We start from the raw sequence: 25,003 nt of genomic DNA, 5'->3' as shown, positions 1-25,003 counted from the left end.
CGCCCGGATATCCTTGACACCATGTATCAACAAGTACTCGACAGCCTGCTGGCCCCGGCCGGTGTAGGCGAAAATGAACTGGAGCTGGCCCTCGGCCGGCTCGTTTCCTCACAGATCGACTTCGGCGAACTGTACTTCCAGCGCCGCATCAGCGAGGGCTGGATGCTCGAGGACGGTGCGGTCAAGAGCGGCAGTTTCGATTCCGACCAGGGCGTCGGTGTCCGGGCCGTGGCCGGCGCCGGCACCGGCTTTGCCTATGCCGACTCGATGGCCCTGCCCGCCCTGCTCGATGCGACCGGCAGCGCGCGCGCCATCGCTCGCTCGGGCGGCAATGGGATGGTGCGGGTCGGCCAGCCGCGCGTTGCCCCGGCGCGCTACGGTGCGCACGACCCGGTCGGCGGCGGGCAGTCCTCCGAGCGGGTGGAACTGCTGCGTACCATCGACGCCTACGTGCGTTCCCTCGACTCGCGCGTCAGCCAGGTCAGCGTCAACCTCTCGGCCAGTCACGAATCCATCCTGGTGGCGGCAACCGACGGTGTGCTGGCCGGCGACGTCAGGCCGCTCGTGCGGCTCGATATCCGTGTCCTGATGGAAGAGGACGGATTGCGCGAGCAGGGCATGTCCGGCGGCGGCGGGCGCTGGAGCATGGACTCGGTGACGGATCCGGAATTCTGGCAGGAGCACGCCCGCGAAGCTGTGCGCGTCGCGGCGATCAACCTGACCGCGGAGCCGGCGCCGGCCGGCTACATGACGGTGGTGCTCGGGTCCGGCTGGCCCGGTGTGTTGCTGCACGAGGCCGTCGGCCATGGCCTGGAAGGCGACTTCAATCGCAAGGGCATTTCGGCCTTCGCCGACCGCATGGGCGAGATGGTCGCCACCGAGCAGTGCACCGTGGTCGATGACGGCACGCTGGCTGACCGCCGCGGATCGTTGAGCATCGATGACGAAGGCACGCCCACCGCCTGCAATACCCTGATCGAGAACGGCCGCCTGGTCGGCTATATGCAGGATCGACTCAACGCCCGCCTGATGGGTGCCGAGCCGACCGGCAACGGCCGTCGCGAGTCCTTTGCGCACCTGCCGATGCCGCGCATGACCAACACCTACATGCTGCCGGGCGCGCACGATCCGGGCGAAATTCTCGCCTCGGTCGACGACGGCATCTACGCGGTCGGCTTCAACGGCGGGCAGGTCGACATCACTTCCGGCAAGTTCGTCTTCGCCGCCTCCGAGGCCTACCGCGTCAAGAACGGCCGGGTTGCGGCCCCCATCAAGGGCGCGACCCTGATCGGCAACGGTCCCGACGTGCTTACGCGCGTGGGCATGGTCGGCAACGATCTCGAACTCGATTCGGGCATCGGCGTGTGCGGCAAGGAAGGCCAGGGCGTTCCCGTCGGCGTCGGTCAGCCGACCCTGCGGATCGACGGACTCACCGTCGGGGGTACGGGATGAGCCGCCGGGAATTGACCGACACCGACAACGCCGCCCTGCTGCATGATCCGGACCGGGAAACCGAGCTGCTGGTCGGGATCGCCCAGCATGTGCTCGAGCGCGCGCGCACGGGCGGCGCCGAGCAGGCCGAGGTCTCCCTAGGTTCGAGCCTGGGGCGGGAGGCCTCGGTACGCCTGGGCGAGGTCGAAACCCTCGAAGAGGCGCGCGACCGCAGCGTTCAGGTCACCGTCTACGTGCGCCAGTGCAGCGGCAGTGCGAGCACCGGCGACTTGCGGCCGGAAGCGATCGACGAGACGGTTGACCGCGCCCTGGCAATCGCCCGCAATACCCAGCCCGACCGGGCGGCCGGCCTGGCCGAAGCACGCCTGATGGCCAACGATTTTCCTGACCTGGAGCTGTGGCATGCCAAAGACATTCCGCTCGACGAGATGGTCGAGCGCGCGCGCGTCATCGAGCAGGCGGGGCGCGAGGCCGATGAACGCATCGCCAATTCCGAAGGCGCGAGCGTGACGAGCGAAGCGAACCTGGCCGTCTACGCCAACAGCCACGGCTTTGTCGGCCGCCTGCGCGGCACGGCGTACTCGCAGAGTTGCGTCCTGATCGCGCGTGACGAGTCCGGGATGCAGCGCGACTACGATTTCGATGCGCAGCGATGCTGGACCGACCTGGCCGCGCCCGAGATCACCGGCAGTGAGGCCGCGCGGCGCAGCGTGCGCCGCCTGGGCTCGAAGCGGATTCGCACCGGCCGGATGCCCGTGCTGTTCGTGCCGGAAGTGGCACGCGGCCTGATCGGACACCTCGTCGCCGCCGTATCCGGCGGCAACCTTTACCGCCGCAGCAGCTTTCTGCTCGACGCGGTGGGTGAGCGCGTTCTGCCGGAATGGGCCTCGCTGGTCGAGCGTCCTCATCTGCCGCGCGCCGCGCGATCGGCAAGCTTCGACGGCGATGGCGTGGCCACGCGGGAGTCGCCGCTGGTGGAGGCGGGCGTTTTGTCGCGCTACGTTCTGAGCAGTTATTCCGCCCGCCGCCTGGGCCTGGAGACCACCGCCAATGCAGGCGGAGTGCACAATCTGGAGTTGGCCGGCGCGACGCACTCCTTCGATGAGCTGCTGGCCGAAATGGGCGAGGGGCTGGTGGTGACCGAGCTGATGGGGCAGGGCGTCAACATCGTCACGGGTGACTACTCGCGCGGTGCGGCCGGCTTCCGCGTCGAGGACGGCCGCATCGCCGCCCCGGTCGAGGAAATCACCATCGCCGGCAATCTGCGTGACATGCTCACCGGCCTGGTGGCGGCGGGCACCGACATGGATCCCCGCCACAACATTCGTACCGGCTCGCTGCTGGTCGGCGCGATGACTGTGGCCGGGCAGGAGGGGTAGGAAAAGGTTTCAGGTTTCAGGTTTCAGGGTTCAGGGTTCAGGAGGTCGGGCGACCTCCAGGTGGATTTCCTGAAACCTGAATCCTGAACTCTGAACCCTAGATTCCGATCAGGAATCTTCCTGGCGCACACCCTCGATCGAGAGGATGATCTCGACTTCCTTGGCCGCCGGGCCCAGGTCGTAGTCGATGCCGAAGGCTTCCAGCGGCAGCTCGGTGCGGCCCTGGAATCCGCGGCGGAAGCCGCCCCAGGGGTCCTCGCCGGCGCCGATCTGGGTCACGTGGATTTCGATCTCGCGGGTGACGCCGAGCAGGGTGAAGTCTCCGCTCAGGCGATAGCGATCGTCGCCCAGGGGTTCGAAGCCGGTCGACTCGAAGCTGGCCTCGGGATAGTTTTCAACGTCCAGGAAGTCGTCGTTGCGCAGGTGCTGGTCGCGCCGTTCGTGGTTGGTGTCCACGCTGGCGGTCTGGATGGTGGCCTGCACGGCCGAATTCTCGGGGGCTTCCGGGTCGAAGGTGAAGTCACCCTCGAAGTCGTTGAAGCGGCCGTAAAGCCAGGAGTAGCCGAGGTGCGAAATCTTGAACTGAACGAAGGCGTGCATGCCTTCGGTATCGATCGTATAGCGCTCGGCGGCCTGCAGCGGAAGTGCCAGGCTCGCGGCGAAAATTGCGGTCATCAGTTGCTTTTTCATGGTGCAAGTCTCTCCAGGTGAGTGTTGCAGTATGGCCATTATTGCATTTGCGCAGATGATCTCCGAATTCAGGCAAGGATCTCGTGAAGGGCGTTCAGTGAGTATTCATGGCCGATGGATAAAATGAAGATGGTATGAAATTGCTGACCTCCGCATTCGGCCTGCTCTTGCTCGCGCCCGCCCTCGCCCTGGGCGTCAACGACGGTTTCTATTGCGGCCAGCGCATCGTCAGCGTCGGCGACCCGGTCTGGGAAGTGGCGCGCAAGTGCCCCGAGCCCTTCTGGACCGAATCCCGGGACGAACCCCTGGTCGCCGATCGCCATGGGCGAGTGCTGGAAGTGGGGCGCGTGGAGGTCTGGACGCTCAACTTTGGCGCCAGGCACTTCATGCGGCGTCTCGAGTTCGTCAACGGGCGCCTCTCACGCGTGCGCGAGCTCGGCTACGGCGTCAACCACGAGCCCGGCAGCCGCCGCTGCGGGCCGGGCGACCTGACCCAGGCCGGGGAAACCATCGCGGAGGTGTTCGCTCGCTGCGGTTTGCCGGATTACAGTTACGACATACCCTCGCCGCGGCGTCATGGCTACTATGGTTCGAGTGTGCAGCAGGCCGGCGAGCGCCGGATCTGGACCTATGATTTCGGGCCCCGGTTGCAGCCGCGCGAGCTGCTGTTCGTCGACGGCCGGCTGCGCCGCGTGTCGATTCCCTGAAGTCTGTCGGGGGGGCTCTGAACAACCCTTCCTGCACGCGCACTTTATCCTCCCTGCCGGAAAGCAGTAGAATCTGCGTCCTTCGTTGAGCCTTCTACGGTGGAACCATGCGCACCAAGCTGATCGCCGGCAACTGGAAAATGCACGGCAGCAAGCCCGAGATTCGCAGCCTCATCGGCGGCATTCTCGCCCGTCTCGATCCCAACCGTTCGGCCGAGGTCATGGTGCTGCCGCCATACCCGTACCTGCCCCTGGTCGATTCGCTGGTCGATGCCACACCGGTCATGCTGGGCGCCCAGGATCTCAGCAAGCATGCCAGCGGCGCCTATACCGGCGAGGTTTCCGGCGCCATGCTGGCCGACTGGAATTGCTCTCACGTGCTGGTGGGCCATTCCGAGCGGCGCGCCCTTCACGCCGAGTCGAGCGAGCTGGTGGCCGGCAAGTTCGTCGCCGCCCAGGACGCCGGCCTGCAGCCGATCCTGTGCGTCGGCGAAACGCTCGAGGAGCGCGAGGCCGGGCGTACCCGCGAAGTGGTCGGGGCGCAGATTGCCGCGGTGATCGAGGCCGCCGGCATCCAGGCGATTTCGCGTGCGATTCTGGCCTACGAGCCGGTCTGGGCGATCGGCACCGGGCAGACGGCTTCGCCCGAACAGGCCCAGGAAGTTCATGCGGCAATCAGGGCGCAGCTCGCTGCGGAGGATGCTACAATAGCCGGCCGAGTCAGGATCCTGTACGGCGGCAGCGTCAAACCCGACAATGCTGCTGATCTGTTTGCCTGTGAGGATATCGACGGCGGTCTGATCGGCGGCGCATCGCTGCAGGCAGAAACGTTCATGGCGATCTACCAGGCGGCCTGAACCCAACAGTTTTCGAAACGAGATTTTAGATGTATACGGTTCTCATCGTTCTTCATGTCCTGCTGGCCGCGGCCCTGATCGCCGTCGTGCTGGTTCAGCGCGGCCCGGGCGCCACCATGGGTGCCGCATTCGGCTCCGGTGCCTCCGGCACGGTGTTCGGCTCGCGCGGCGCGGCAGGCTTCCTGACCAAGCTCACGAGCTGGCTCGGCGTGGCCTTTTTTGCCATCAGCCTGACGATGGCCGTGATGGTCGCTCGTTCGGGCAATGTCGGCACTCAGCCGGCTGAAGACCTGGGTGTGGCCGGCCAGATGGTCCAGCCGTCTGCCGAGCAGCAGTCCGAAGGCGAGGCCGCCTCCGGACAAGCCGACTCTGACGACCAGGCGGACGACGAGGCGTTCCTCGAAGTGCCCGTGGACGAAGAGTCTGACGAAGGGGAGCAACAGGAAGAGCCGCCCGCCCTTGACTGATGTCAACAGCGGTTTTCCTGCATAAGTGACAATAGCCGAAGTGGTGGAATTGGTAGACACGCTGTCTTGAGGGGGCAGTGACCTAACGGTCGTGCCGGTTCGAGTCCGGCCTTCGGCACCATCTTAGCAATGCCGGCGCCCCGCCACCGGGGGCGCGGCGGCCAACGCGACGCGAGTCGCCGCTCCAAGCGCTGCGACAAGGGTCGCGATAATCGACGTACTGGCAGGATAGACCGATGCTCGCTGATTATTTTTCGATTCTGCTGTTCTTGACCATGGCGCTCGGCATGGGTGTCGTGTTGCTGCTGGTCGGCGGCATCCTGGGGCCGCGACGCCCCTCGAGCGAGAAACTCTCGCCCTACGAATGCGGATTCGAGGCCTTCGAGGACTCGCGCATGAAGTTCGACGTGCGCTTCTACCTCGTGGCCATCCTGTTCATCATCTTCGATCTGGAAATCGCCTTCCTCTTTCCCTGGGCGGTGGCGCTCGATACCGTGGGCATCACCGGTCTGGTGGCGATGGGCGTGTTCCTGCTGATCCTTGTCATCGGCTTCATCTATGAATGGAAGAAGGGAGCGCTGGAATGGGAATAAGCGAAATCATGCACAACCCGGTCCCCGAGGGCCAGGTTGACGACATCCTGCGTCCCGGCGGCGACAACCCGCTGCTCCAGAAGGGTTTCGTGACCACCAGCGCCGACGCGCTGATCAACTGGGCGCGCACCGGCTCGATGTGGCCGGTCACTTTCGGCCTGGCCTGCTGCGCGGTGGAAATGATGCATTCGGCCGCCTCGCGCTACGACCTCGACCGCTTCGGCATGATCTTCCGGCCCAGCCCGCGCCAGTCCGACGTGATGATCGTCGCCGGCACGCTGGTCAACAAGATGGCCCCGGCGCTCAGAAAGGTCTACGACCAGATGCCCGATCCCAAGTGGGTGATCTCCATGGGTTCGTGCTCGAACGGCGGCGGCTACTATCACTACTCCTACGCGGTCACCCGCGGCTGCGACCGGATCGTTCCGGTCGACATCTACGTCCCTGGCTGCCCGCCGACCGCCGAGGCGCTGGTCTACGGCGTGCTGCAGCTCTACAAGAAGATTCGTCGCACCAACACCATCGCCCGATCATGAGCCAGTTCTCATCCCGCAACCAGGCGCTGGCCCAGTCGCTGAAGGATATCCTGGGCGAGCGCATCGACTCGATGACCGAGCAATGCGGCCAGTTGACCGTGGAGGTTCCGCGCGATCACTGGCTGGATGCAGCCTGGCTCCTGCGCGACGAGCCCGACCTGTCGTTCGAGCAGCTGCTCGACCTGTGCGGCGTCGACTACCTGGGCTACGGCGACGACGAATGGGAGACGGCCGAGGCGACCGGCCAGGGCTATTCCCGCGCGGCCGACGAGCTCGGCCCGGGACGCTTTTCCTGGGAGGAACGCCCCGAGGCCGGCGAGATACAGAACCGTTTCGCCGCCGTTGTTCATCTGCTTTCACTCAAGCACAACCGCCGGCTGCGCCTGCGTTGCTTTGCGCCGGACAATGATTTCCCGGTCCTGCCGTCGCTGATCGAGGTGTGGAACTCGGTCAACTGGTACGAGCGCGAGGCCTTCGACCTGTACGGCATCGTGTTCGAGGGGCATCCTGATCTCAGGCGACTCATGACCGATTACGGCTTCATCGGACACCCCTTCCGCAAGGATTTCCCGCTCATCGGCAACGTCACGGTTCGCTACGACGAAGACAAGGGCCGGGTGGTCTACGAGCCGGTCGAGATCGAGCCGCGGGTGACCGTCGCGCGCGTAGTGCGCCGCGACAGCCGCTACGTCGACGACAAGCTGAAGGGAACCGGGGCATGAGCGAGATTCGCAACTTCACCATGAACTTCGGGCCGCAGCACCCGGCTGCCCACGGCGTGCTACGGCTCATTCTCGAACTCGACGGCGAGACGGTCGTGCGCGCCGACCCGCACGTCGGCTTGCTGCACCGCGCCACGGAGAAACTGGCCGAGTCCAAGCCTTTCAACCATTCGATCGGCTACATGGACCGGCTCGACTACGTGTCGATGATGTGCAACGAGCACGCCTACGTCATGGCGATCGAGAAGCTGCTCAATATCGAGCCGCCGACTCGGGCGCTGTGGATTCGCACGATGTTCGACGAGATCACCCGCATCCTCAACCACCTGATGTGGATCGGATCCAACGCGCTCGATCTCGGCGCCATGGCGGTGTTCCTCTACGCGTTCCGCGAGCGCGAGAACCTGATGGACGTCTACGAGACGGTCTCCGGCACGCGCATGCACGCCACCTACTACCGCCCCGGTGGGGTCTACCGCGACCTGCCCGGCGAGATGCCCAAGGTGGCCGAGTCGCCGTGGCGCAAGGGCAAGGACCTCGCGCGGATGAACGAGTGGCGCGAGGGCTCGCTTCTGGACTTCATCGAGGCCTTCACCGACGATTTCTTCGACCGCGTCGACGACTACGAAACCCTGCTGACCGACAACCGCATCTGGAAGCAGCGCACGGTCGGCATCGGCGCCGTCACCCCGGAGCGCGCCCTTCAGCTGGGCTTTACCGGGCCGATGTTGAGGGGCTGCGGGGTCGAGTGGGACCAGCGCAAGAAGCAGCCCTACGCCAAGTACCGCGAAGTCGATTTCGACATCCCGGTCGGTAGCAACGGCGATTGCTACGACCGCTACCTGGTGCGGGTCGAGGAAATGCGGCAGTCGGCGAAAATCATCAAGCAGTGCATCGCCTGGCTGCGCGAGAATCCCGGCGAGGTCATCGTGCGCAACTTCAAGGTGGCGCCGCCGACGCGCGAAGAGATGAAGGACGACATGGAAGCGCTCATTCATCACTTCAAGCTGTTTACCGAAGGCTACTGCGTGCCCGAGGGCGAAACCTACGCCTCGGTCGAGGCGCCCAAGGGTGAATTCGGCTGCTACCTGATTTCCGACGGTGCCAACAAGCCCTTCCGCGTGCATCTTCGGGCGCCGGGCTATGCCCACCTCTCGGCGATGCACGAAATGGCCAAGGGCCATATGCTGGCCGATATTGCCGCGCTCATCGCGACGCAAGACATTGTTTTCGGGGAGATTGATCGATGACGGATCAAGCCACCACCAGTCCGGTTGCCGGTAAGGCCGAGCTGCTCAGCGATGAGACGAAGCAGGCGATCGACCATTGGCGCGCCAAGTTCCCGGAAGGCGTCGAGGGCCGGCGTTCGGCCATCATCCAGTCCCTGGTTGCCGCCCAGCACCAGAACGGCGGCTGGGTCAGTACCGACCTCATGGATGGCGTGGCCGACTACCTCGAGGTGCCGCCGGTGTGGGTCTACGAAGTGGCCACGTTCTATTCAATGATCGAGACCGAGCCGGTGGGCCGCCACTCGATTTCAATCTGCACCAACATTTCGTGCATGCTCTGCGGCTCCGACAAGATCGTCGAGCACGTGGAAAAGAAGCTGGGTACGCGCATCGGCGAGACCACGCCCGACGGTCGCATCTTCCTCAAGCGCGAGGAAGAGTGCCTGGCCGCCTGCGTGCGCGCGCCGATGATGATCGTCGACGGCCACTACCACGAGCATCTCACGCCCGAAAAGGTTGACGAGATTCTGGATGGGTTGGAATGATGGGTGGCTTCGGTGTGGCAAGTCGGTTGTCGAAGGGGAGTGCCGCTATGAAGGCTCTGGAATCGGGACTCGGGACTCGGGACTCGGGACTCGGAAGAACCATCCGAGTTCGAACGAAGGACCGAAGCGGCACCGATCGGAGCCAATGCGCCAGCAGTTCTGTGGCAAACATCAGTAGCGAGTCCCGAGTCCCGAGTCCCGGGTCCCGGCTTTTCGGCGAGTCCCGAGTCCCGAGTCCCGAGTCCCGAATCTTTAGCGAGTCCCGAGTCCCGAGTACCGGGTCCCGGCTTTTCGGCGAGTCCCGGATTCATCTAACGCCGCGCGCAGGGAAGTTGCCCGCCCCCACATCCGGAGGCACCCCCAATGGCTGAACACAACATCTGCTTTACGCATCTCGATGAAGATCAGTGCTGGACGCTCGAGGCTTATCGCAAGCACGGCGGCTGGCAGGCCTGGGAGAAGATTCTCAAGGACAAGACGCCCCAGGAAGAGATCATCGAGACGGTCAAGAAGTCGGCCCTGCGCGGCCGCGGCGGTGCCGGTTTTCCGACCGGGCTGAAGTGGTCGTTCATGCCGCGCTCGGCGCCGGGGCAGAAGTACCTGGTGTGCAACTCCGACGAGTCGGAGCCGGGCACCTGCCACGACCGCGACATACTGCGCTACAACCCGCATGCACTGCTCGAGGGCATGGCGATCGCCGCCTATTCGATGGGCGCGACGGTGGGCTACAACTATCTCCGCGGCGAGTTCCATCACGAGCCCTTCGAACGCGTCGAGGCGGCCCTGAAAGAGGCCTACGAGGCTGGCTACCTGGGCAAGAACATCATGGACTCGGGCATCGACATGGACCTGCACAACCTGCTCGGCGCCGGCGCCTACATCTGCGGCGAGGAAACCGCCCTGATGGAATCGCTCGAAGGCAAGAAGGGGCAGCCGCGCTTCAAGCCGCCGTTCCCGGCCAACTTCGGCGTCTATGGCCGCCCGACCACGATCAACAATACCGAGACCCTGGCTTCGGTGCCCGCCATTCTGCGCAACGGCGGCGACTGGTTCCTGGAACTGGGCAAGCCCAACAACGGCGGCTCGAAGATCTTTTCGGTTTCCGGGCATGTCAACAAGCCGGGCAACTACGAGATTCCGCTGGGCACGCCGTTCTCCGAACTGCTGGAAATGGCCGGCGGCATGCGCAACGGGCACGCTCTCAAGGGCGTGATCCCCGGCGGCTCGTCGATGCCGGTGCTGCCGGCCGACACCATGATGGATCTCACCATGGACTACGACGCCATCCAGAAGGCCGGCTCCGGCCTGGGCTCGGGTGCGGTGATCGTCATGGACGAGACGACCGACATGGTTGCCGCATGCACGCGCATCGCGCGCTTCTACTATGCCGAGTCCTGCGGCCAGTGCACGCCGTGCCGCGAGGGCACCGGCTGGATGTACAGGATGCTCAAGCGCATCATGGCCGGGCAGGGCAGGATGGAAGATATCGATACGCTGGCGTCGGTCACCACCCAGATCGAGGGCCACACCATCTGCGCCTTCGGCGAAGCCGCCGCCTGGCCGGTACAGGGCTTCCTCAAGCATTTCCGCGAGGAGTTTGAGTATTACGTGGAGCATGGTAGATCCATGGTTGCCGACAGCGTTGGGGAGGCGGCATGAGATTCGTTCTGGAATCGGGACTCGGGACTCGGGACTCGGGACTCGCCAAAAGGCCGGAACTCGGGACTCGGGACTCGGGACTCGCTACTGAGGTTCGCTACCGATCTGCAGACGGATTGGCTCCGATCGGTGCCGCTTCGGTCCTTCGTTCGAACTCGGGTGGTTTTTCCGAGTCCCGAGTCCCGAGTCCCGAGTCCCGTCGCCTCACGACCCCGATCAACCATTCGGAATACCGGACGCGCTGAACATGGCTACTGTCGAGAATCAACAGACCGACACGGTAACGATCGAAGTCGACGGTCACGAGCTTTCCGCCCGCAAGGGCGAGATGATCATCCAGGTGACTGACCGGGCCGGGATCGATATTCCGCGTTTCTGCTATCACCACAAGCTCTCGATCGCCGCCAACTGCCGCATGTGCCTGGTCGACGTCGAGAAAGCGCCCAAGCCCCTGCCGGCCTGCGCCACGCCGGTGGCCGACGGCATGAAGGTGTTTACCGAGTCGCGCCGCACCGTCGACGCGCAGCGCGGGGTGATGGAGTTCTTGCTCATTAATCATCCGCTCGACTGCCCGATCTGCGACCAGGGCGGCGAATGCGAACTGCAGGACCTGGCCATGGGCTACGGTCGTTCGGTATCGCGCTTTACCGAGCGCAAGCGCGTGGTGCGCGACAAGAACGTCGGTCCGCTGATCGAAACCGACATGACGCGCTGCATTCACTGCACGCGCTGCGTGCGTTTTCTCGAGGAGATTGCCGGTACCTGTGAGCTCGGCGGCATGAACCGCGGTGAACACCTGGAAATCGGCACCTTCATCGAACGCAACATAGAGTCCGAGCTGTCGGGCAACGTCATCGACCTGTGCCCGGTCGGCGCGCTGACCAACAAGCCCTTCCGCCATACGGCGCGCCCCTGGGAAATGCGTGCGCGCAAATCCATCGGCACGCACGACTGCCTGGGTTCGCACCTGTTCTATCACACGCGCGGGGCGAACATCATGCGCGCCGTGCCGCGCGACAACGAGGCCGTCAACGAGTGCTGGCTGGCCGACCGCGACCGCTACAGCCATTTCGGCCTGCGCGCCGACGACCGCCTGACCACGCCGCAGATCAAGGTCGACGGCCAGTGGCGGGAAGCGAGCTGGGAAGATGCCCTGACCGCAGCCGCCCGCGCGCTTACCGGCGCCGTGGAAACGCACGGCGGCGACGAGCTCGGCGTGCTGGTTTCCCCGCGGGCGACGGCCGAGGAGCACTACCTGGCCGCGTCCATGGCGCGAGCGCTGGGCAGCGAGAACGTCGACCACCGCCTGCGCCTGCTCGACTTCTCGCACCCGCAGGCCGGCCGGGGGCATCTCGACGTCCCGACGGCGAGCATTTCCGAATCCGACGCGATCCTGCTCGTCGGCAGCAATATCCGCCACGAGCAGCCGATTCTCGGCCATCGCGTGCGTACGGCCTGGCGCCAGGGCGGCGCGAAGGTCGCCGATCTCAACAGCGTTGCCTGGGATTTCCATTTCGACCTCGCCGAGCGGCTGATTGTGCCGCCGCAGGCCATGGTCGACACCTTCGCCCGCGTGGCCAGGGCCGCCGCCGACCTGACCGGCAAGAGCCTGCCCGGCGGCAAGCTGGGTGAGTATCTTGCCGAGCGTCAGCCCGAGCAGGAAGTGGTGCAGGTCGCGACCATGCTCAAGGATGCCGAATCCGGCGTGCTGGTGCTGGGCGACCAGGCGCTCAACCACCCGGAAGCGGGCTGGCTGCGCCGCATCGCCGAATGGCTGGCCGAGTCGCTGGAAGTCGCCCTCGTGGTGCTGCCCGGGCCGGCCAACAGCATGGGTGCCTGGACTGCCGGCAGCGTGCCGGGTCAGGGCGGCCTGCATGCGCGCGCGATGATCGAAAAGGGTCGCCAGGCCTACCTGCTCTGGGACATCGAACCCGACTTCGACCTGGCCGACCCGGCCGCCGCTCGGCGGGCGCTCGACGCTGCCGCCTCGGTCGTGGCCGCGACGACATTCGACAACAGCGTTCTGCGCGAAACCGCCGACGTGCTGCTGCCGCTCTCGCCGGTACCGGAGGTCGACGGCACCTGGATCAATGCCGACGGTCACCGCGAAACCCTTCAGGCCGTCGGTCGTGCGCCGCAACAGTCCCGCGCCGGCTGGAAGATCCTGCGCAAGCTGGGTGAGCTGGCCGGACTCGAAGGCTTCGACTTCGCGACCCTGGAAGCCGTGACCGAGCGCGTGCTGGCCAACGAGGCTGCGGCCCCGGCCCATGACGAGCCCGCCGACCCGGTTCTTGCCGAGGGCGACACGCTGTGGCGCACCGGCGAGGTGCCGATCTATTCCGGCGACAACGTGCTCCGGCGCGCGCCCGCCCTGCAGCAGACTACCCATGCCGATGCCACGGTTTGCAGTGTGCATCCGGCCACGGCCCGGCGTCACGGTCTCGAGAACGCCGAGCGCGTTCGCGTGAGCCAGGGCGAGGCCAGCGCGGAACTCGATCTCGTGATCGACGCGCGCGTGGCACCCGGTGCCGTCGGGCTGCCGGTGGCGACCTGCCCGGTTTCCGGGCTCGGTGCCGGCGGCGGCGAGATCAGCCTGGAGGTGTTGGCATGATGGAGCAGTTGCTGACCCTGCTGTGGACCATGGCGAAGATCCTGATGATCATCCTGCCGGTGACCATCGGGGTGGCCTATTACACCTATTTCGAACGCAAGGTGCTCGGCTACATGCACTCGCGTCGGGGGCCCAACCGCATCGGTCCCCTGGGCCTGCTCCAGCCCTTCGCCGACGTGTTCAAGATGCTGTTCAAGGAACTGATCGTTCCGACCAACGCCAGCAAGTTCCTGTTCCTGCTCGCGCCGCTGCTGTCGCTGGCGCCCGCGCTGGCGGCCTGGGCGGTCGTGCCCTTCGACGACTGGCTGGTGCTGGCCGATATCGACGCCGGATTGCTGATGATCCTGGCGCTGACCTCGATGGGCGTCTACGGCATTCTGCTCGGTGGCTGGGCCTCGAACTCAAAGTACGCCCTGCTCGGCGGCCTGCGCGCGGCCGCGCAGACGGTCTCCTACGAGATCGCCATGGGCTTTGCCCTGGTCGGCGTGATCGTTCTCTCCGGCACGCTCAACCTGACCGCGATCGTCGAGGCGCAATCGGGCAACATCTTCACCTGGTACTGGCTGCCACTGCTGCCGCTGTTCGTGATCTACTTCGTCTCCGGCGTGGCCGAAACCAACCGCGCGCCCTTCGACGTCGCCGAGGGCGAGTCGGAGATCGTCGCCGGTTTCCACGTCGAGTACTCGGGCGCGGGTTTCGCGGTGTTCTTCCTGGCCGAGTACGCCAACATGATCCTGATCTCGGCGCTGGCTGCGCTGCTGTTCATGGGCGGCTGGCTGTCGCCGTTCGCCGGTATTCCGGTCGTCGGCGAGACGATCCTGGGCGAGGGTGGGGTGCACTGGTTCCTGGCCAAGACCGTGGTGTTCTGTTTCCTCTTCCTGTGGTTCCGGGCCACTTTCCCGCGCTATCGCTATGACCAGATCATGCGCCTGGGCTGGAAGGTGTTCATTCCAATCACCATCGTTTGGATCATGGTCGCCGGCGTGTTCCGCGTGATGGGCTGGTTCGGAGGCTGATCTTATGCAAGCTGTCACCCGATATCTTCGTTCGCTGATGCTGCTGGAGCTCTTCCGCGGCATGGCGGTGACGTGGCGCTTCGGCGCCGCGCCCAAGTCGACCCTCAACTACCCGGAAGAGAAGACCCCCAAATCGCCGCGCTATCGCGGCCTGCACGCTTTGCGCCGCTATCCCAACGGCGAGGAACGTTGCATTGCCTGCAAGCTCTGCGAGGCGGTTTGCCCGGCGCTGGCGATCACCATCGAATCGCACAATCGCGACGACAACACTCGCCGTACGACGCGCTACGACATTGATCTGTTCAAGTGCATCTATTGTGGTTTCTGCGAGGAGTCCTGCCCGGTTGATTCCATCGTGCTCACCGATATCGGCGAGTACCACATGGAAGACAAGTCCGAACGCGTCGTCGACAAGCAGCAGCTGCTGGCGATCGGCGACCGGTTCGAGGACAGCATTGCCGCCAACCGCGCGCGCGACGCCCGCTTCCGCTAGGGATCCGACTGGTATGCCAATCATCGAAATCGTCTTTTACCTGTTCAGCACCGTCCTGGTCCTTTCGGCGCTCAGCGTCATCACGGTGGGCAACCCGATCCACGCGGTGCTGTTCCTGATTCTCAGCTTCTTCTCGGCTGCCTGCATCTGGATCCTGCTGCAGGCCGAGTTCCTGGCCATCACCCTGGTGCTGGTCTACGTCGGCGCCGTGATGGTCTTGTTCCTGTTCGTGGTCATGATGCTCGACATCAACGTGACTTCGGTCAAAGAAGGTTTCGCCCGTTACATGCCGGCCGGTGTCCTGGTGGCCCTGGCCATGGCAATCCAGCTCTTCCTGGTGATCTGGACGCGGGGCATGGAAGCCGTTCCGATGCCGGCCGCCGAGGGCGAGGGCTACAGCCACACCAGCGCGATCGGCGAGCTGCTCTACACCGAGTACCTTTACGCCTTCGAGATCGCGGCCGTGCTGCTGCTGGTGGCGATTATCGCCGCGATCTCGCTGACGCATCGCCGTCGGCCCGAAACCAAGTACCAGGATCCGAGCCGCCAGGTGCGCGTCAAACGCGACGAACGCCTGCGGGTAGTCAAGATGAAAAGCGAAGGGGAGGACGCCTGATGTTGACCCTGGCGCACTTCATTACCCTCGGCGCGGTGCTGTTTTGCATCGCCCTGGCCGGCATCTTCCTCAACCGGAAGAATGTGCTGATCCTGCTGATGTGCATCGAGCTGATGCTGTTGTCGGTGAACATGAACTTCATCGCCTTCTCGCGCTTTCTCGACGTACTCGACGGCCAGGTGTTCGTGTTCTTCATCCTGACCGTCGCCGCCGCCGAGGCCGCCATCGGACTGGCGCTGCTGGTGGTGCTGTTCAGAAATCGCCGCTCGATCAGCGTCGAGGACATCGCCGACCTGCGGGGTTGATTCGGGAAAAACCTATTTGTCCACAGATGAACACAGATGAACACAGATGGAAAAGAACAAGAAGGAAAAATTGAGTAGCGTCACGCAAATGTGTGCGTCCCCGGCGCTGACAGGTTGTTCTGTTTTTGATCTTTATCTGTGCTGATCTGTGTTCATCTGTGGACAATATTTGAATATAAATGGAATGACTCGTTGTGAGCATTGAAACCGTACTGCTGTTGATACCGCTGCTGCCGCTCGTTGGCAGTGCCGTGGCCGGCTTGTTGCGTCACCAGGTCGGTCGGGCCGGGGCGCACTGGATCACCATCCTGGCGGTGGCCGGTTCGGCCGTGCTTTCGGCTTACGTTGCCTGGCAGGTGTTCTTCAACGGCATGCCGACGATGGACTACACCGTCTATACCTGGGCGGTGGCCGACGGCATCCGATTCGAAGTGGGTTTCCTGGTCGACAGCCTGACCGCGCTGATGATGACCGTGGTGACCTTCGTGTCGCTGATGGTGCACATCTACACCATCGGTTACATGCACGATGATCCGGGCTACCAGCGCTTTTTCTCCTACATCAACCTGTTCACCTTCGCCATGCTGATGCTGGTGATGGCGAACAACTTCATGCAGCTGTTCTTCGGCTGGGAAGCGGTCGGCCTGGTTTCCTACCTCTTGATCGGTTTCTGGTTCAAGAAGGACACCGCGGTAAAGGCCAATCTCAAGGCATTCCTGGTCAACCGGGTGGGCGACTTCGGCTTCCTGCTCGGCATCGCCGCGATCCTGGTGTACATGGGTTCGCTCAACTACGGCGAAGTGTTTGCCCAGGTTCCGGCCGTCGAGGGCACGACCATCGCGCTGTTCGGCGACACCCAGTGGTCGGTGATGACGGTGATCTGCATCTGCCTGTTCATTGGCGCGATGGGCAAGTCCGCCCAGGTGCCGCTGCACGTGTGGCTGCCCGATTCGATGGAAGGTCCGACGCCGATTTCCGCGCTGATTCACGCCGCCACCATGGTGACCGCCGGCATCTTCATGGTTGCCCGCCTGTCACCCATCTTCGAGACCTCGGATGTGGCACTGAGCTTCATCCTGGTCATCGGCGCCATCACGGCGCTGTTCATGGGGCTCGTCGGCATCGTGCAGAACGACATCAAGCGCGTGGTCGCCTACTCGACCCTGTCGCAGCTCGGCTACATGACCGTGGCCCTGGGTGCCTCGGCCTACTCGGTGGCGATCTTCCACCTGATGACGCACGCCTTTTTCAAGGCGCTGCTGTTCCTGGGTGCCGGCTCGGTCATCATCGCGCTGCACCACAAGCAGGACATGCGCCAGATGGGTGGCCTGGCCCGCTACATGCCGATCACGGCCGCAACTGCCTGGATCGGCTCCCTGGCGCTGATCGGCTTCCCGTTCTTCTCGGGCTTCTTCTCCAAGGACCTGATCATCGAGGCCGTTCACTACGCCGATCGCCCGGGCGCCGGCTTCGCCTACTTCGCGGTCATGGCGGGTGTCGTGATCACCGCGCTCTACACCTTCCGCATGCTTTATCTCACCTTCCACGGGCCTACGCGCATGGATGATGAGACCCGCTCGCATGCCCACGAACCGCCCGCGGTCGTCACGATTCCGCTGATCCTGTTGGCCATCCCGTCGCTGGCCATCGGCTACTTCACGGTCGAGCCGCTATTGTTCGGCGGCGCGCTCTCGGACGCCATTTTCGTGCGCGAGGCCAACGATGTCGTTGCCAACAACCTCGCCGGCAAGTTCGAGCACGGTGCGTTCGCCTTTGCCCTGCACGGGTTCATGACGCCGGTGTTCTGGCTGGCCATGCTGGGCGTGGGTATATCGACCTACATCTACCTGTTCAATCCGGGCCTGGCCGGCACCCTCAAAGACAAGCTCCACCCGGCCTGGACCATACTCGACAGGAAGTACGGCTTCGACGAGCTGTGGCAGAAGGTGCTGGCCGGAAGCGGCCTGGGCATCGCCTCCGGCCTGTCGAAGGGCGGTGACCGCACCGTGATCGACGGCTGGCTGGTCAACGGTTCGGCTCGACTGGTCGGCCGCATGTCCGGCGCGTTGCGTCAGCTGCAGTCGGGCTTCCTGTTTCACTACGCCTTCGTCATGGTCGTCGCGCTGGTCGCGTTCGTGGCGTCGTTTGTTTTGCTCCGGTAAGGATTGCATCGATGTTGGATTGGCCCCTGCTGAGTCTGCTGACCTGGATCCCGATTGCCGGCGCCGTCGTCGTGGCCGCGCTGGGCCAGCGCTCGCCCGAACTGGTGCGTCCGCTGGCGTTGATCGTTGCGCTGGTGACTTTCGCCCTCTCGCTGCTGCTCTACGTCGGCTTCGACGCCAGCAGCGCCCAGATGCAGTTCGTCGAGAAGGCGGTCTGGATCGAAGCGTTCAATATTCACTACCACATGGGCATCGACGGGCTGTCGCTGCCGCTGATCATGCTCAACACGCTGATCTGCGTCCTGGTGATCGTCGGCGGCTGGCGAATCAGCGACCGGCCGCACCAGTACATGGCGGCCTTCCTGATGCTGCACGCGCTGATGACCGGCATGTTCGCCGCGCTCGACGCCCTGCTGTTCTACGTTTTCTTCGAGGCGATGCTGGTGCCGATGTTCCTGATCATCGGCATCTGGGGCGGACCCAACCGCATTTACGCGACGGTCAAGTTCTTCCTGTTCACCTTCTTCGGCTCGGTGTTCATGCTGATCGCGCTGCTGTGGCTGTACCTCGATTCAGGCAGCTTCGCCGTGGCCGACCTCCAGCAGCACGAGTTCGGCCTGGTGCCGCAGATCTGGGTGTTCCTGGCCTTCCTGATCGCGTTTGCGGTCAAGGTGCCGATGTGGCCGGTGCACACCTGGCTGCCCGACGCCCACGTCGAGGCGCCGACCGGCGGCTCGGTCGTGCTGGCGGCGGTGATGCTCAAGATCGGCGGCTACGGCCTGCTGCGATTCGCCCTGCCGATCGCGCCGGATGCGGCCGCTTACCTCGACTGGCTGGTCATCGCGCTGTCGCTGATCGCCATCGTCTACATCGGCTTCGTCGCGCTGGCGCAAAGCGACATGAAGAAGCTCATCGCCTACAGCTCGATCTCGCACATGGGCTTCGTGACCCTGGGCATGTTTCTCGCCTTCGCCATCTCCCGCAATACGGGTGAACTGACCGGGGCCGGGCTGGGCGTGTCGGGTGCGATGGTGCAGATGATTTCGCACGGATTCATTTCCGGGGCCATGTTCCTGGCCGTCGGCGTGCTCTACGACCGCGTCCACAGCCGTGAAATTTCGTCCTACGGCGGGGTGGCCAACACCATGCCCTGGTTCGCCATGTTCGCCGTGCTGTTCTTCATGGCCAACTCAGGCTTGCCGGGAACCTCCGGCTTCGTCGGCGAGTTCATGGTGATCCTGGCGGCTTTTCACGCGAACTTCTGGTTTGCGTTTGCCGCCGCCATGACCCTGATCCTGGGCGCGGCCTACAGCCTGTGGCTGGTCAAGCGCGTTTTCTACGGCGAAGTGGCCAACGACAACGTGGCCTCGCTCAAGGACCTGGACGCCCGCGAGTGGTTCATGCTGACAGTGCTGGCCGTGCTGACCCTGGCGCTCGGCATCTGGCCCTACCCGCTGATCGAACTGATGGAGCCCTCGATCCAGAACCTGGTCGAGCACATCGTGCAATCCAAAATCAATTAATTCGTCCACAGATGAACACAGATGAACACAGATTGAAAATGAAAATACCCGCGGGGCGGCTTTGCACAGCAACCGTGAGGGGCCTGATTCGCCGTGGCCCGGCCGGGAGTGCTTGAGCTCTTTATCTGTGTGCATCTGTGGACCAATAGAAACAGACAAGTGATGACGACATGACCATTGCCGAACTGCAACTGGCGCTACCCGAGATCTTCGTGCTCAGCATGGCCTGTGTGATCCTGCTGGCCGACCTGTTCATATCCGATGAACGGCGAGGGCTCACGCACACGCTTGCGGTGGTCACGCTGGTCTTTGCCGCGATCCTCAGCCTGCGCCTGATGATGGCGCCCGGCGAGGTGGCCTATGCTTTCAGCGACACCTTCATTCGTGATCGATTCGGCGATGTGCTGAAGGTGTTCTGCTACTTGATCCTGATCGGCGTTTTCATCTACGCCAAGCACTACCTTCGGCAGTTCAACCTGTTCAAGGGTGAGTTCTACACGCTATGCCTGTTTGCGCTGCTCGGCACCATGGTGCTGATTTCGGCGAGCTCGTTGCTGACCGTCTACCTCGGCCTGGAACTTTTGACCCTGGCCAGCTATCCGCTGGTCGCGCTCGATCGAAAGAGCCTGCAGGGTTCGGAAGCGGCCATGAAATACTTCGTGCTCGGCTCAATGGCCTCGGGTCTGCTGCTGTTCGGCATGAGCCTGATTTTCGGCGCCACCGGCAGCCTCGACCTTACCGCGGTCAATGACGCCCTGGCCGCCGGCATGGGCGAGAGCATGCTGCTGTCCGTGGGCCTGGTCTTCATCGTGCTCGGCATCGCTTTCAAGCTCGGCGCCGTGCCGCTGCACATGTGGGTGCCGGACGTCTATCACGGCGCGCCCCTGCCGATCACCCTGTTCCTCAGTTCCGTGCCCAAGCTGGCCGCCGTGGCCCTGGCGATTCGCCTGCTCGACAACGGCCTGATCGAGCTGCACGGCGACTGGCAGGGCATGCTGATCGTGCTGGCGGCCCTGTCGATGGTGCTCGGCAACGTGGTCGCCATCGCCCAGACCAACATCAAGCGCATGCTCGCCTACTCGACCATCTCGCACATGGGTTTCGTGCTGTTGGGCCTGCTGCCGGCCACCCAGCAGGGCTATGCCGCCGCCATGTTCTATGCCATCGTATACGCCATCATGTCGGCCGGTGCCTTCGCCGTGCTGATCATGCTCTCGAACAAGGGTTCGGAAGCAGAGAACCTGGACGACCTCAAGGGCCTGGCCAAGCGCAACCCCTGGCAGGCGCTGATGATGCTCATGCTGATGTTCTCCCTCGCCGGGATACCGGTATTCGTCGGCTTCTTCGCCAAGTGGCAGGTGATTGCCGCCGCGCTTTCGGCCGGCTTTACCGGGCTGTCGATCCTGGCCGTGATCACGGCAGTGATCGGCGCTTTCTACTACCTGCGCGTGGTCAAGCTGATGTACTTCGACGAGCCCGAAGACGCCACGCCGGTCACCGCACCGGTCGATTTTCGCGCCGTACTGACCGTCAACGGCGTCACCATGCTCGGGCTGGGCGTCTTCTCCGGCGGGCTGATCAGCCTCTGCGTTTCTTCGTTCGTTTAGAAGAAGGGTTCAGGTTTCAGGGTTCAGGTCGACTCCGGTCATCAGTGAAGCGCCCGCAAACCGCGAGGCTTGCGGACTACGCACGGCGCCTTTTCTTCACAAGACAGGAAAGTCGCTCTCTCTGAGCGAGGACCTCTATATCAAGCCTATTAGACCCGCCAAGCTCTTGAACCCGCAACCTGAACCCCTTTAGCCTCTTCCTGAAACCTGAAACCTGAAACCTGAAACCTGAAACCTGAAACCTGAAACCTGAAACCTGAAACCTTAAACCTTAAATCCACCACGCCAGGGCAAACCAGATCACGATTACGACGCCGATGGCGGCACCGGCCACCGTGCCGACCATGACGCCGATACTGGCGCCCACGCCCGCGCGCAGCGATGCGTCCAGGCCGGCGCGACCGGCCATGTGACCCAGCACCGCACCCACGAAGGGGCCGAGCAGGATCCCGAGGATGCCGAAGAACAAGCCCACGAGCAGGCCGAGGGTCGCGCCCAGAATGGCGAGCCGGCCCGCACCGAAGCGTCTGGCGCCCTCGGCCGTGGCGATGAAGTCGACGAGCACCGAAAGCGCCGTCAGCGTGGTCAGCCACAGCAGCGTCCACCAGCCCACGCGCTCGAATCCGTCGAGCCAGGCCATCAGGACCAGCCCGAGAAGGACGATCGGCACCCCGGGCAGGATCGGCAGGATCGTGCCCGCCAGGCCGATGAGCACCAGCAAAACGGCCAGCATCCAGGCCGGCCAGACCAGCAATTCCCAGCTCAACCACTCCATTTCAGTTTGCCTTTGCGTCCAACCGCGCCCATCATAGGCTTGCAGATCGGACTTGTCACAGGCTTCCTTCGATGACCGCGAGGTGCAAATTGGACGATCGCGTTGCTCAAGCCACCAGCCTCGATTCCGGGAACGCCAAGCAGGCATCGAGTCTTCGCTGGCGCGTCGAACAGATGGTGGCGATGATCAATGAAGTCACCGCGCCGCTGACCGGCGGGGACTACTTCCGGGCCCTGGTCACGCGCCTGGCCCAGAGCCTGGACGTCGAGGCCGCGCTGGCGACGGAGTGTCTCGAGTACCCGGAGAATCACGTGCGCACGCTGGCCTTCTGGGAAGGCGAGGATATCGCCGAGAACATCGAGTTCGACCTGGTTGGCACGCCTTGTGAGGAGGTCATCCACGGCGGCGCTTTCTGCTTCTACCCGGACGACCTGTCAAAGCGCTTTCCGCAGTGGGCTGCCGAAGAAGGTGGGATGGAGAGCTTCATCGGCATCCCGGTGCTCGCGCCCAGCGACGGCCGCACCCTGGGTCATATCGCGGTCTACGGCCGCAAGCCGATGACCGAGGATGCCGTGGTCGAGTCGATGTTTCGCATCATTGCCGCGCGCGCCGGCGCCGAGATCGAGCGCCTGCAGGCCGAGCGTCAACTGCGCGACAGCGAAGCCCGGGCGCGCCAGCATCTGACCGAGCTTGCGCATGTTTCGCGGCTGGGTTCGATGGGCGAGCTGGCCTCGGCGCTGGCGCACGAGGTCAACCAACCCCTGACGGCCATAATGACCTACTGCAGAACCTCGCTGCGCATGCTCGAGCAGGGTCGGCTGTCCGAGGCCGATCTCCACAAGGCGATGAGCAACTCCCTGGCCAGCGCCGAGCACGCGCGCGAAGTGGTCAGCAAGCTGCGCACCTTCATCCAGCGCGGTGAGATGAAACCCCATCCGGTGCCAGCCGCGCATCTGCTGAGGGAGTGCCGGGTTCTGCTCGAAACAGAGGCTCGGCACCACCACGTGCGCCTGAGCCTGTCCGCGCCCGAGGACTTGCCGAGCGTGCGCGTCGATTCAGTGCTGATCCAGCAGGTGGTGTTCAATCTCGTGCGCAACGGGATCGAGGCCATCAACGAAAGCGACACTCCGGATCGTGCGCTTTCAGTAAGGCTTACGACCGAAGGCGACTCGGTCGTGGTCCGGGTCTCCGATACGGGCAAGGGCGTCGACGAAGCCCTGCGCGAGACATTGTTCGATCCCTTCGTTAGTACGCGCAAGCAGGGTCTGGGTATCGGCCTGTCGCTTTGCCGATCGGTGGTCGACCGGCATCAGGGAAAACTCTGGATCGAAGACAGCCGGGAACCGGGGGCGATTTTCTGCTTCAGCCTGCCGGTCCACCATATGGCAGCGCCGGCCCCGGACTGAGACTACAGCAGCCAGTCGCGGTAGCTGTAGCTCGACAGCACCATCCGGATCATTTCCGAGCTGTTGCGCGCGCCGACCTTGTCGAGCGCGTTGGCGCGATGGATTTCCACCGTTCGCACGCTGATGTCGAGATCGTCGGCGATGATCTTGTTGAGCTTACCCTCGAGAATGCCTTCCACCACCTGCCGCTCGCGCGGCGTGAGCGAGATGATCCGGCGCTCGATTTCGTCGCGCTCGACTTCGTTTTCCCGCTCGGCCTGGTCGATCTCGGTAGCGTTGCGTATCTTTTCGATCAGCAGCTCGTCGTCGAAGGGCTTCTCCAGGAAGTCCAGCGCGCCGGCCTGTACCGCTCGCACGGCCGTGCTCACGTCGGCGTGGCCGGAAATGAAGATGACCGGCAGCCGGATGCCGCGCTCGTTGAGCGCCTGCTGCGCCTGCAGGCCGTCCAGGCCGGGCATTCGCACGTCGAGCAGGATACATCCGCGGTGTTCGGGGGTGATCGCGTCGAGCAGCTCGTCGGCCGAGGCGCAGAGCCTGTAGTCAAGTCTCTCGGAGTCGAGCAGGAAGGCGATCGCCTCGCGCACCGAGTCATCGTCGTCGGTGACGAAAACGCAGGGGGCGCGAGCACGATCGCTTGCCTTGGATGTTCTGGCTGTCATCAACTCAGTCGCTGTCGCCGTGAGCGGCGGGCTGGCTGGTCATTCTGGCACGAATGAACAAGGCAGCCGCAACCACGGCCAGTACGATGCCCCACGACGGGATCAGCCAGACCGTGACCAGCGCCAGGATGAGCGCGGCCAGCGCAAACGCCGTTGGATCGGCTATCGGCTCGAGCGCCCCGGCACTGCCGGTCAGTCGCACGATCAGGTGATCGAGACTCAGGCGCCCGCCACCTGAGAACAGCAGCGGAAGCAGCATGGCCATGAAGAGCAGGGGAATGCGGTAATTGCCCCGGAACTCGCCATCGTCCATCACCCGCGAGACCGAGTAGCCTTCCCACAGTTGGCCCAGGCTGGCCCAGGATTCCGGCCAGTGCACCGCGGCAATCGCCACAGTCGTGATGATCAGCAACACGAACGCAAAAAAGCGCGTGAACAGACCCAGAAGCAAAGCCACGCCGGCCGTCAGTTCGCCCAGAGTGACCAGCATCCAGTTCATGTCGGCCGGTAGAACGCCGAAGGGAAAGGGGAAGTCCTGGTTGGCAAACCAGCCGGGCGCTTCACCCAGGCCGGCCCCCAACTTGTTCTGGCCGGCGCTGAAGAACTCGTAGGCCAGCAGAAGTCGAAGCCCCAGTGGTGCCAGCCAGAGACCGGCGCCGTCAAGGCGATTTCGAAAGACTAGGACAGCGTTGATCATGCTTGGGCTTCCCTTTGGGTATGTCGTCGAGGATGACGACATCCTAGGCGGGGTAGTGGTGCGGGTCATTACGCAATTGCACGTAAGGAATGGATCGAGTCTGCCGTCCCAGGCCCGTATTCCATGGAAGAACGGGAGAGCTGGGGCACCCAGGATCCGAGCGAAGGACTGGAGGAAGACATTGCGCTCTTGTCGCTAAACGAGTCCCGCCCGCGGAGAAAGGCACGGCGCACACAGCAGCTGACGCAATAGTGGAAGCAGGGCTCTTCTTCGCTGATCAGGTGACTGCGCGGATAG

Annotated in this window: 24 protein-coding genes and 1 tRNA gene; 21 read left to right on the top strand and 4 right to left on the bottom strand. The window is 63.9% G+C overall.

Annotated features, from left to right (window positions below; genetic code table 11):
- The first annotated feature begins 21 nt into the window (after nucleotides 1–21).
- Together tldD and pmbA are read left to right on the top strand one after the other, a co-directional pair.
- The gene (gene tldD / locus ACDC67_RS11400; protein ID WP_376693248.1) at nucleotides 22–1,452 is read left to right on the top strand and encodes a metalloprotease TldD; all 1,431 of its coding nucleotides are present in this window, start codon (nucleotides 22–24) and stop codon (nucleotides 1,450–1,452) included.
- The gene (gene pmbA / locus ACDC67_RS11395; protein WP_376693247.1) at nucleotides 1,449–2,831 is read left to right on the top strand and encodes a metalloprotease PmbA; all 1,383 of its coding nucleotides are present in this window, start codon (nucleotides 1,449–1,451) and stop codon (nucleotides 2,829–2,831) included. Before tldD ends, pmbA begins: the two co-directional genes overlap by 4 nt.
- 108 nt (nucleotides 2,832–2,939) lie before the next feature.
- Here the strand turns inward: pmbA and ACDC67_RS11390 are convergent, their stop codons facing one another.
- Nucleotides 2,940–3,521: a YceI family protein gene (locus ACDC67_RS11390; protein WP_376693245.1), complete on the bottom strand. Its 582-nt coding sequence runs from the start codon at nucleotides 3,519–3,521 to the stop codon at nucleotides 2,940–2,942.
- Between the two features lie 134 nt (nucleotides 3,522–3,655).
- Here ACDC67_RS11390 and ACDC67_RS11385 point away from each other — a divergent pair, with 134 nt between their 5' ends.
- The 18 genes from ACDC67_RS11385 (at nucleotide 3,656) to nuoN (ending at nucleotide 21,169) form a co-directional block, all read left to right on the top strand.
- A complete protein-coding gene (locus tag ACDC67_RS11385) occupies nucleotides 3,656–4,228 on the top strand; it encodes a DUF2845 domain-containing protein (RefSeq protein ID WP_376693243.1) in 573 nt (190 codons plus the stop codon).
- Nucleotides 4,229–4,335: 107 nt separating this feature from the next.
- Nucleotides 4,336–5,085 (top strand): triose-phosphate isomerase, encoded by a 750-nt coding sequence (tpiA, locus tag ACDC67_RS11380; protein ID WP_376693241.1) that lies wholly within the window; start codon nucleotides 4,336–4,338, stop codon nucleotides 5,083–5,085.
- Nucleotides 5,086–5,114: 29 nt separating this feature from the next.
- The gene (gene secG / locus ACDC67_RS11375) at nucleotides 5,115–5,552 is read left to right on the top strand and encodes a preprotein translocase subunit SecG (RefSeq protein ID WP_376693239.1); all 438 of its coding nucleotides are present in this window, start codon (nucleotides 5,115–5,117) and stop codon (nucleotides 5,550–5,552) included.
- Nucleotides 5,553–5,586: 34 nt separating this feature from the next.
- Nucleotides 5,587–5,673, top strand: a tRNA-Leu gene (locus ACDC67_RS11370).
- 115 nt (nucleotides 5,674–5,788) lie between these two features.
- Nucleotides 5,789–6,145 (top strand): NADH-quinone oxidoreductase subunit A, encoded by a 357-nt coding sequence (locus ACDC67_RS11365; protein WP_376693237.1) that lies wholly within the window; start codon nucleotides 5,789–5,791, stop codon nucleotides 6,143–6,145.
- 8 nt (nucleotides 6,146–6,153) lie between these two features.
- The gene (locus tag ACDC67_RS11360) at nucleotides 6,154–6,681 is read left to right on the top strand and encodes a NuoB/complex I 20 kDa subunit family protein (protein ID WP_459117374.1); all 528 of its coding nucleotides are present in this window, start codon (nucleotides 6,154–6,156) and stop codon (nucleotides 6,679–6,681) included.
- Nucleotides 6,678–7,403 (top strand): NADH-quinone oxidoreductase subunit C, encoded by a 726-nt coding sequence (locus ACDC67_RS11355; RefSeq protein ID WP_376693234.1) that lies wholly within the window; start codon nucleotides 6,678–6,680, stop codon nucleotides 7,401–7,403. Before ACDC67_RS11360 ends, ACDC67_RS11355 begins: the two co-directional genes overlap by 4 nt.
- Entirely contained in the window at nucleotides 7,400–8,653 is a 1,254-nt protein-coding gene (locus tag ACDC67_RS11350; protein ID WP_376693232.1) for an NADH-quinone oxidoreductase subunit D, read from the top strand. Before ACDC67_RS11355 ends, ACDC67_RS11350 begins: the two co-directional genes overlap by 4 nt.
- Nucleotides 8,650–9,177, top strand: a complete 528-nt coding sequence (gene nuoE, locus ACDC67_RS11345; RefSeq protein ID WP_376693230.1) for an NADH-quinone oxidoreductase subunit NuoE — start codon at nucleotides 8,650–8,652, stop codon at nucleotides 9,175–9,177. The genes ACDC67_RS11350 and nuoE overlap by 4 nt, the downstream gene beginning before the upstream one ends.
- Nucleotides 9,178–9,540: 363 nt before the next feature.
- A complete protein-coding gene (gene nuoF, locus ACDC67_RS11340; RefSeq protein ID WP_376693228.1) occupies nucleotides 9,541–10,836 on the top strand; it encodes an NADH-quinone oxidoreductase subunit NuoF in 1,296 nt (431 codons plus the stop codon).
- 247 nt (nucleotides 10,837–11,083) lie between these two features.
- Nucleotides 11,084–13,447: an NADH-quinone oxidoreductase subunit NuoG gene (nuoG, locus tag ACDC67_RS11335; RefSeq protein ID WP_376693226.1), complete on the top strand. Its 2,364-nt coding sequence runs from the start codon at nucleotides 11,084–11,086 to the stop codon at nucleotides 13,445–13,447.
- Nucleotides 13,444–14,463: an NADH-quinone oxidoreductase subunit NuoH gene (nuoH, locus tag ACDC67_RS11330; RefSeq protein WP_376693224.1), complete on the top strand. Its 1,020-nt coding sequence runs from the start codon at nucleotides 13,444–13,446 to the stop codon at nucleotides 14,461–14,463. The genes nuoG and nuoH overlap by 4 nt, the downstream gene beginning before the upstream one ends.
- 4 nt (nucleotides 14,464–14,467) lie before the next feature.
- Complete coding sequence (gene nuoI, locus ACDC67_RS11325) at nucleotides 14,468–14,956, top strand: NADH-quinone oxidoreductase subunit NuoI (protein WP_376693222.1); 489 nt, start codon at nucleotides 14,468–14,470, stop codon at nucleotides 14,954–14,956.
- 13 nt (nucleotides 14,957–14,969) lie between these two features.
- Nucleotides 14,970–15,572, top strand: coding sequence for an NADH-quinone oxidoreductase subunit J (locus tag ACDC67_RS11320; protein WP_376693220.1), 603 nt, complete (start codon nucleotides 14,970–14,972; stop codon nucleotides 15,570–15,572).
- Nucleotides 15,572–15,877 carry an NADH-quinone oxidoreductase subunit NuoK gene (nuoK, locus tag ACDC67_RS11315; protein ID WP_376693219.1) on the top strand — a complete coding sequence of 102 codons (306 nt, stop codon included), beginning with the start codon at nucleotides 15,572–15,574 and terminating at the stop codon, nucleotides 15,875–15,877. Before ACDC67_RS11320 ends, nuoK begins: the two co-directional genes overlap by 1 nt.
- 200 nt (nucleotides 15,878–16,077) lie before the next feature.
- The gene (nuoL, locus tag ACDC67_RS11310) at nucleotides 16,078–18,039 is read left to right on the top strand and encodes an NADH-quinone oxidoreductase subunit L (RefSeq protein ID WP_376693349.1); all 1,962 of its coding nucleotides are present in this window, start codon (nucleotides 16,078–16,080) and stop codon (nucleotides 18,037–18,039) included.
- Nucleotides 18,040–18,050: 11 nt separating this feature from the next.
- On the top strand, nucleotides 18,051–19,562 hold the full coding sequence (locus ACDC67_RS11305; RefSeq protein WP_376693217.1) for an NADH-quinone oxidoreductase subunit M: 1,512 nt from the start codon (nucleotides 18,051–18,053) through the stop codon (nucleotides 19,560–19,562).
- Between the two features lie 170 nt (nucleotides 19,563–19,732).
- Nucleotides 19,733–21,169 carry an NADH-quinone oxidoreductase subunit NuoN gene (gene nuoN, locus ACDC67_RS11300; RefSeq protein WP_376693215.1) on the top strand — a complete coding sequence of 479 codons (1,437 nt, stop codon included), beginning with the start codon at nucleotides 19,733–19,735 and terminating at the stop codon, nucleotides 21,167–21,169.
- Between the two features lie 271 nt (nucleotides 21,170–21,440).
- On the opposite strand, the gene ACDC67_RS11295 is transcribed toward nuoN, so the two are convergent.
- Nucleotides 21,441–21,935 (bottom strand): DUF456 domain-containing protein, encoded by a 495-nt coding sequence (locus tag ACDC67_RS11295; protein ID WP_376693213.1) that lies wholly within the window; start codon nucleotides 21,933–21,935, stop codon nucleotides 21,441–21,443.
- A gap of 98 nt (nucleotides 21,936–22,033) precedes the next feature.
- Here ACDC67_RS11295 and ACDC67_RS11290 point away from each other — a divergent pair, with 98 nt between their 5' ends.
- The gene (locus ACDC67_RS11290) at nucleotides 22,034–23,350 is read left to right on the top strand and encodes a sensor histidine kinase (protein ID WP_376693211.1); all 1,317 of its coding nucleotides are present in this window, start codon (nucleotides 22,034–22,036) and stop codon (nucleotides 23,348–23,350) included.
- A gap of 2 nt (nucleotides 23,351–23,352) precedes the next feature.
- On the opposite strand, the gene ACDC67_RS11285 is transcribed toward ACDC67_RS11290, so the two are convergent.
- Together ACDC67_RS11285 and ACDC67_RS11280 are read right to left on the bottom strand one after the other, a co-directional pair.
- Nucleotides 23,353–24,009: a response regulator transcription factor gene (locus tag ACDC67_RS11285; protein WP_376693210.1), complete on the bottom strand. Its 657-nt coding sequence runs from the start codon at nucleotides 24,007–24,009 to the stop codon at nucleotides 23,353–23,355.
- Nucleotides 24,010–24,013: 4 nt separating this feature from the next.
- On the bottom strand, nucleotides 24,014–24,706 hold the full coding sequence (locus ACDC67_RS11280; protein ID WP_376693208.1) for an HvfX family Cu-binding RiPP maturation protein: 693 nt from the start codon (nucleotides 24,704–24,706) through the stop codon (nucleotides 24,014–24,016).
- Between the last annotated feature and the right edge of the window lie 297 nt (nucleotides 24,707–25,003).

This window comes from Wenzhouxiangella indolica, from assembly GCF_042310355.1.
In the GTDB taxonomy this organism is placed as follows: Bacteria; Pseudomonadota; Gammaproteobacteria; order Xanthomonadales; family Wenzhouxiangellaceae; genus Wenzhouxiangella.
This window is presented reverse-complemented; position numbering and strand designations above follow the sequence as displayed.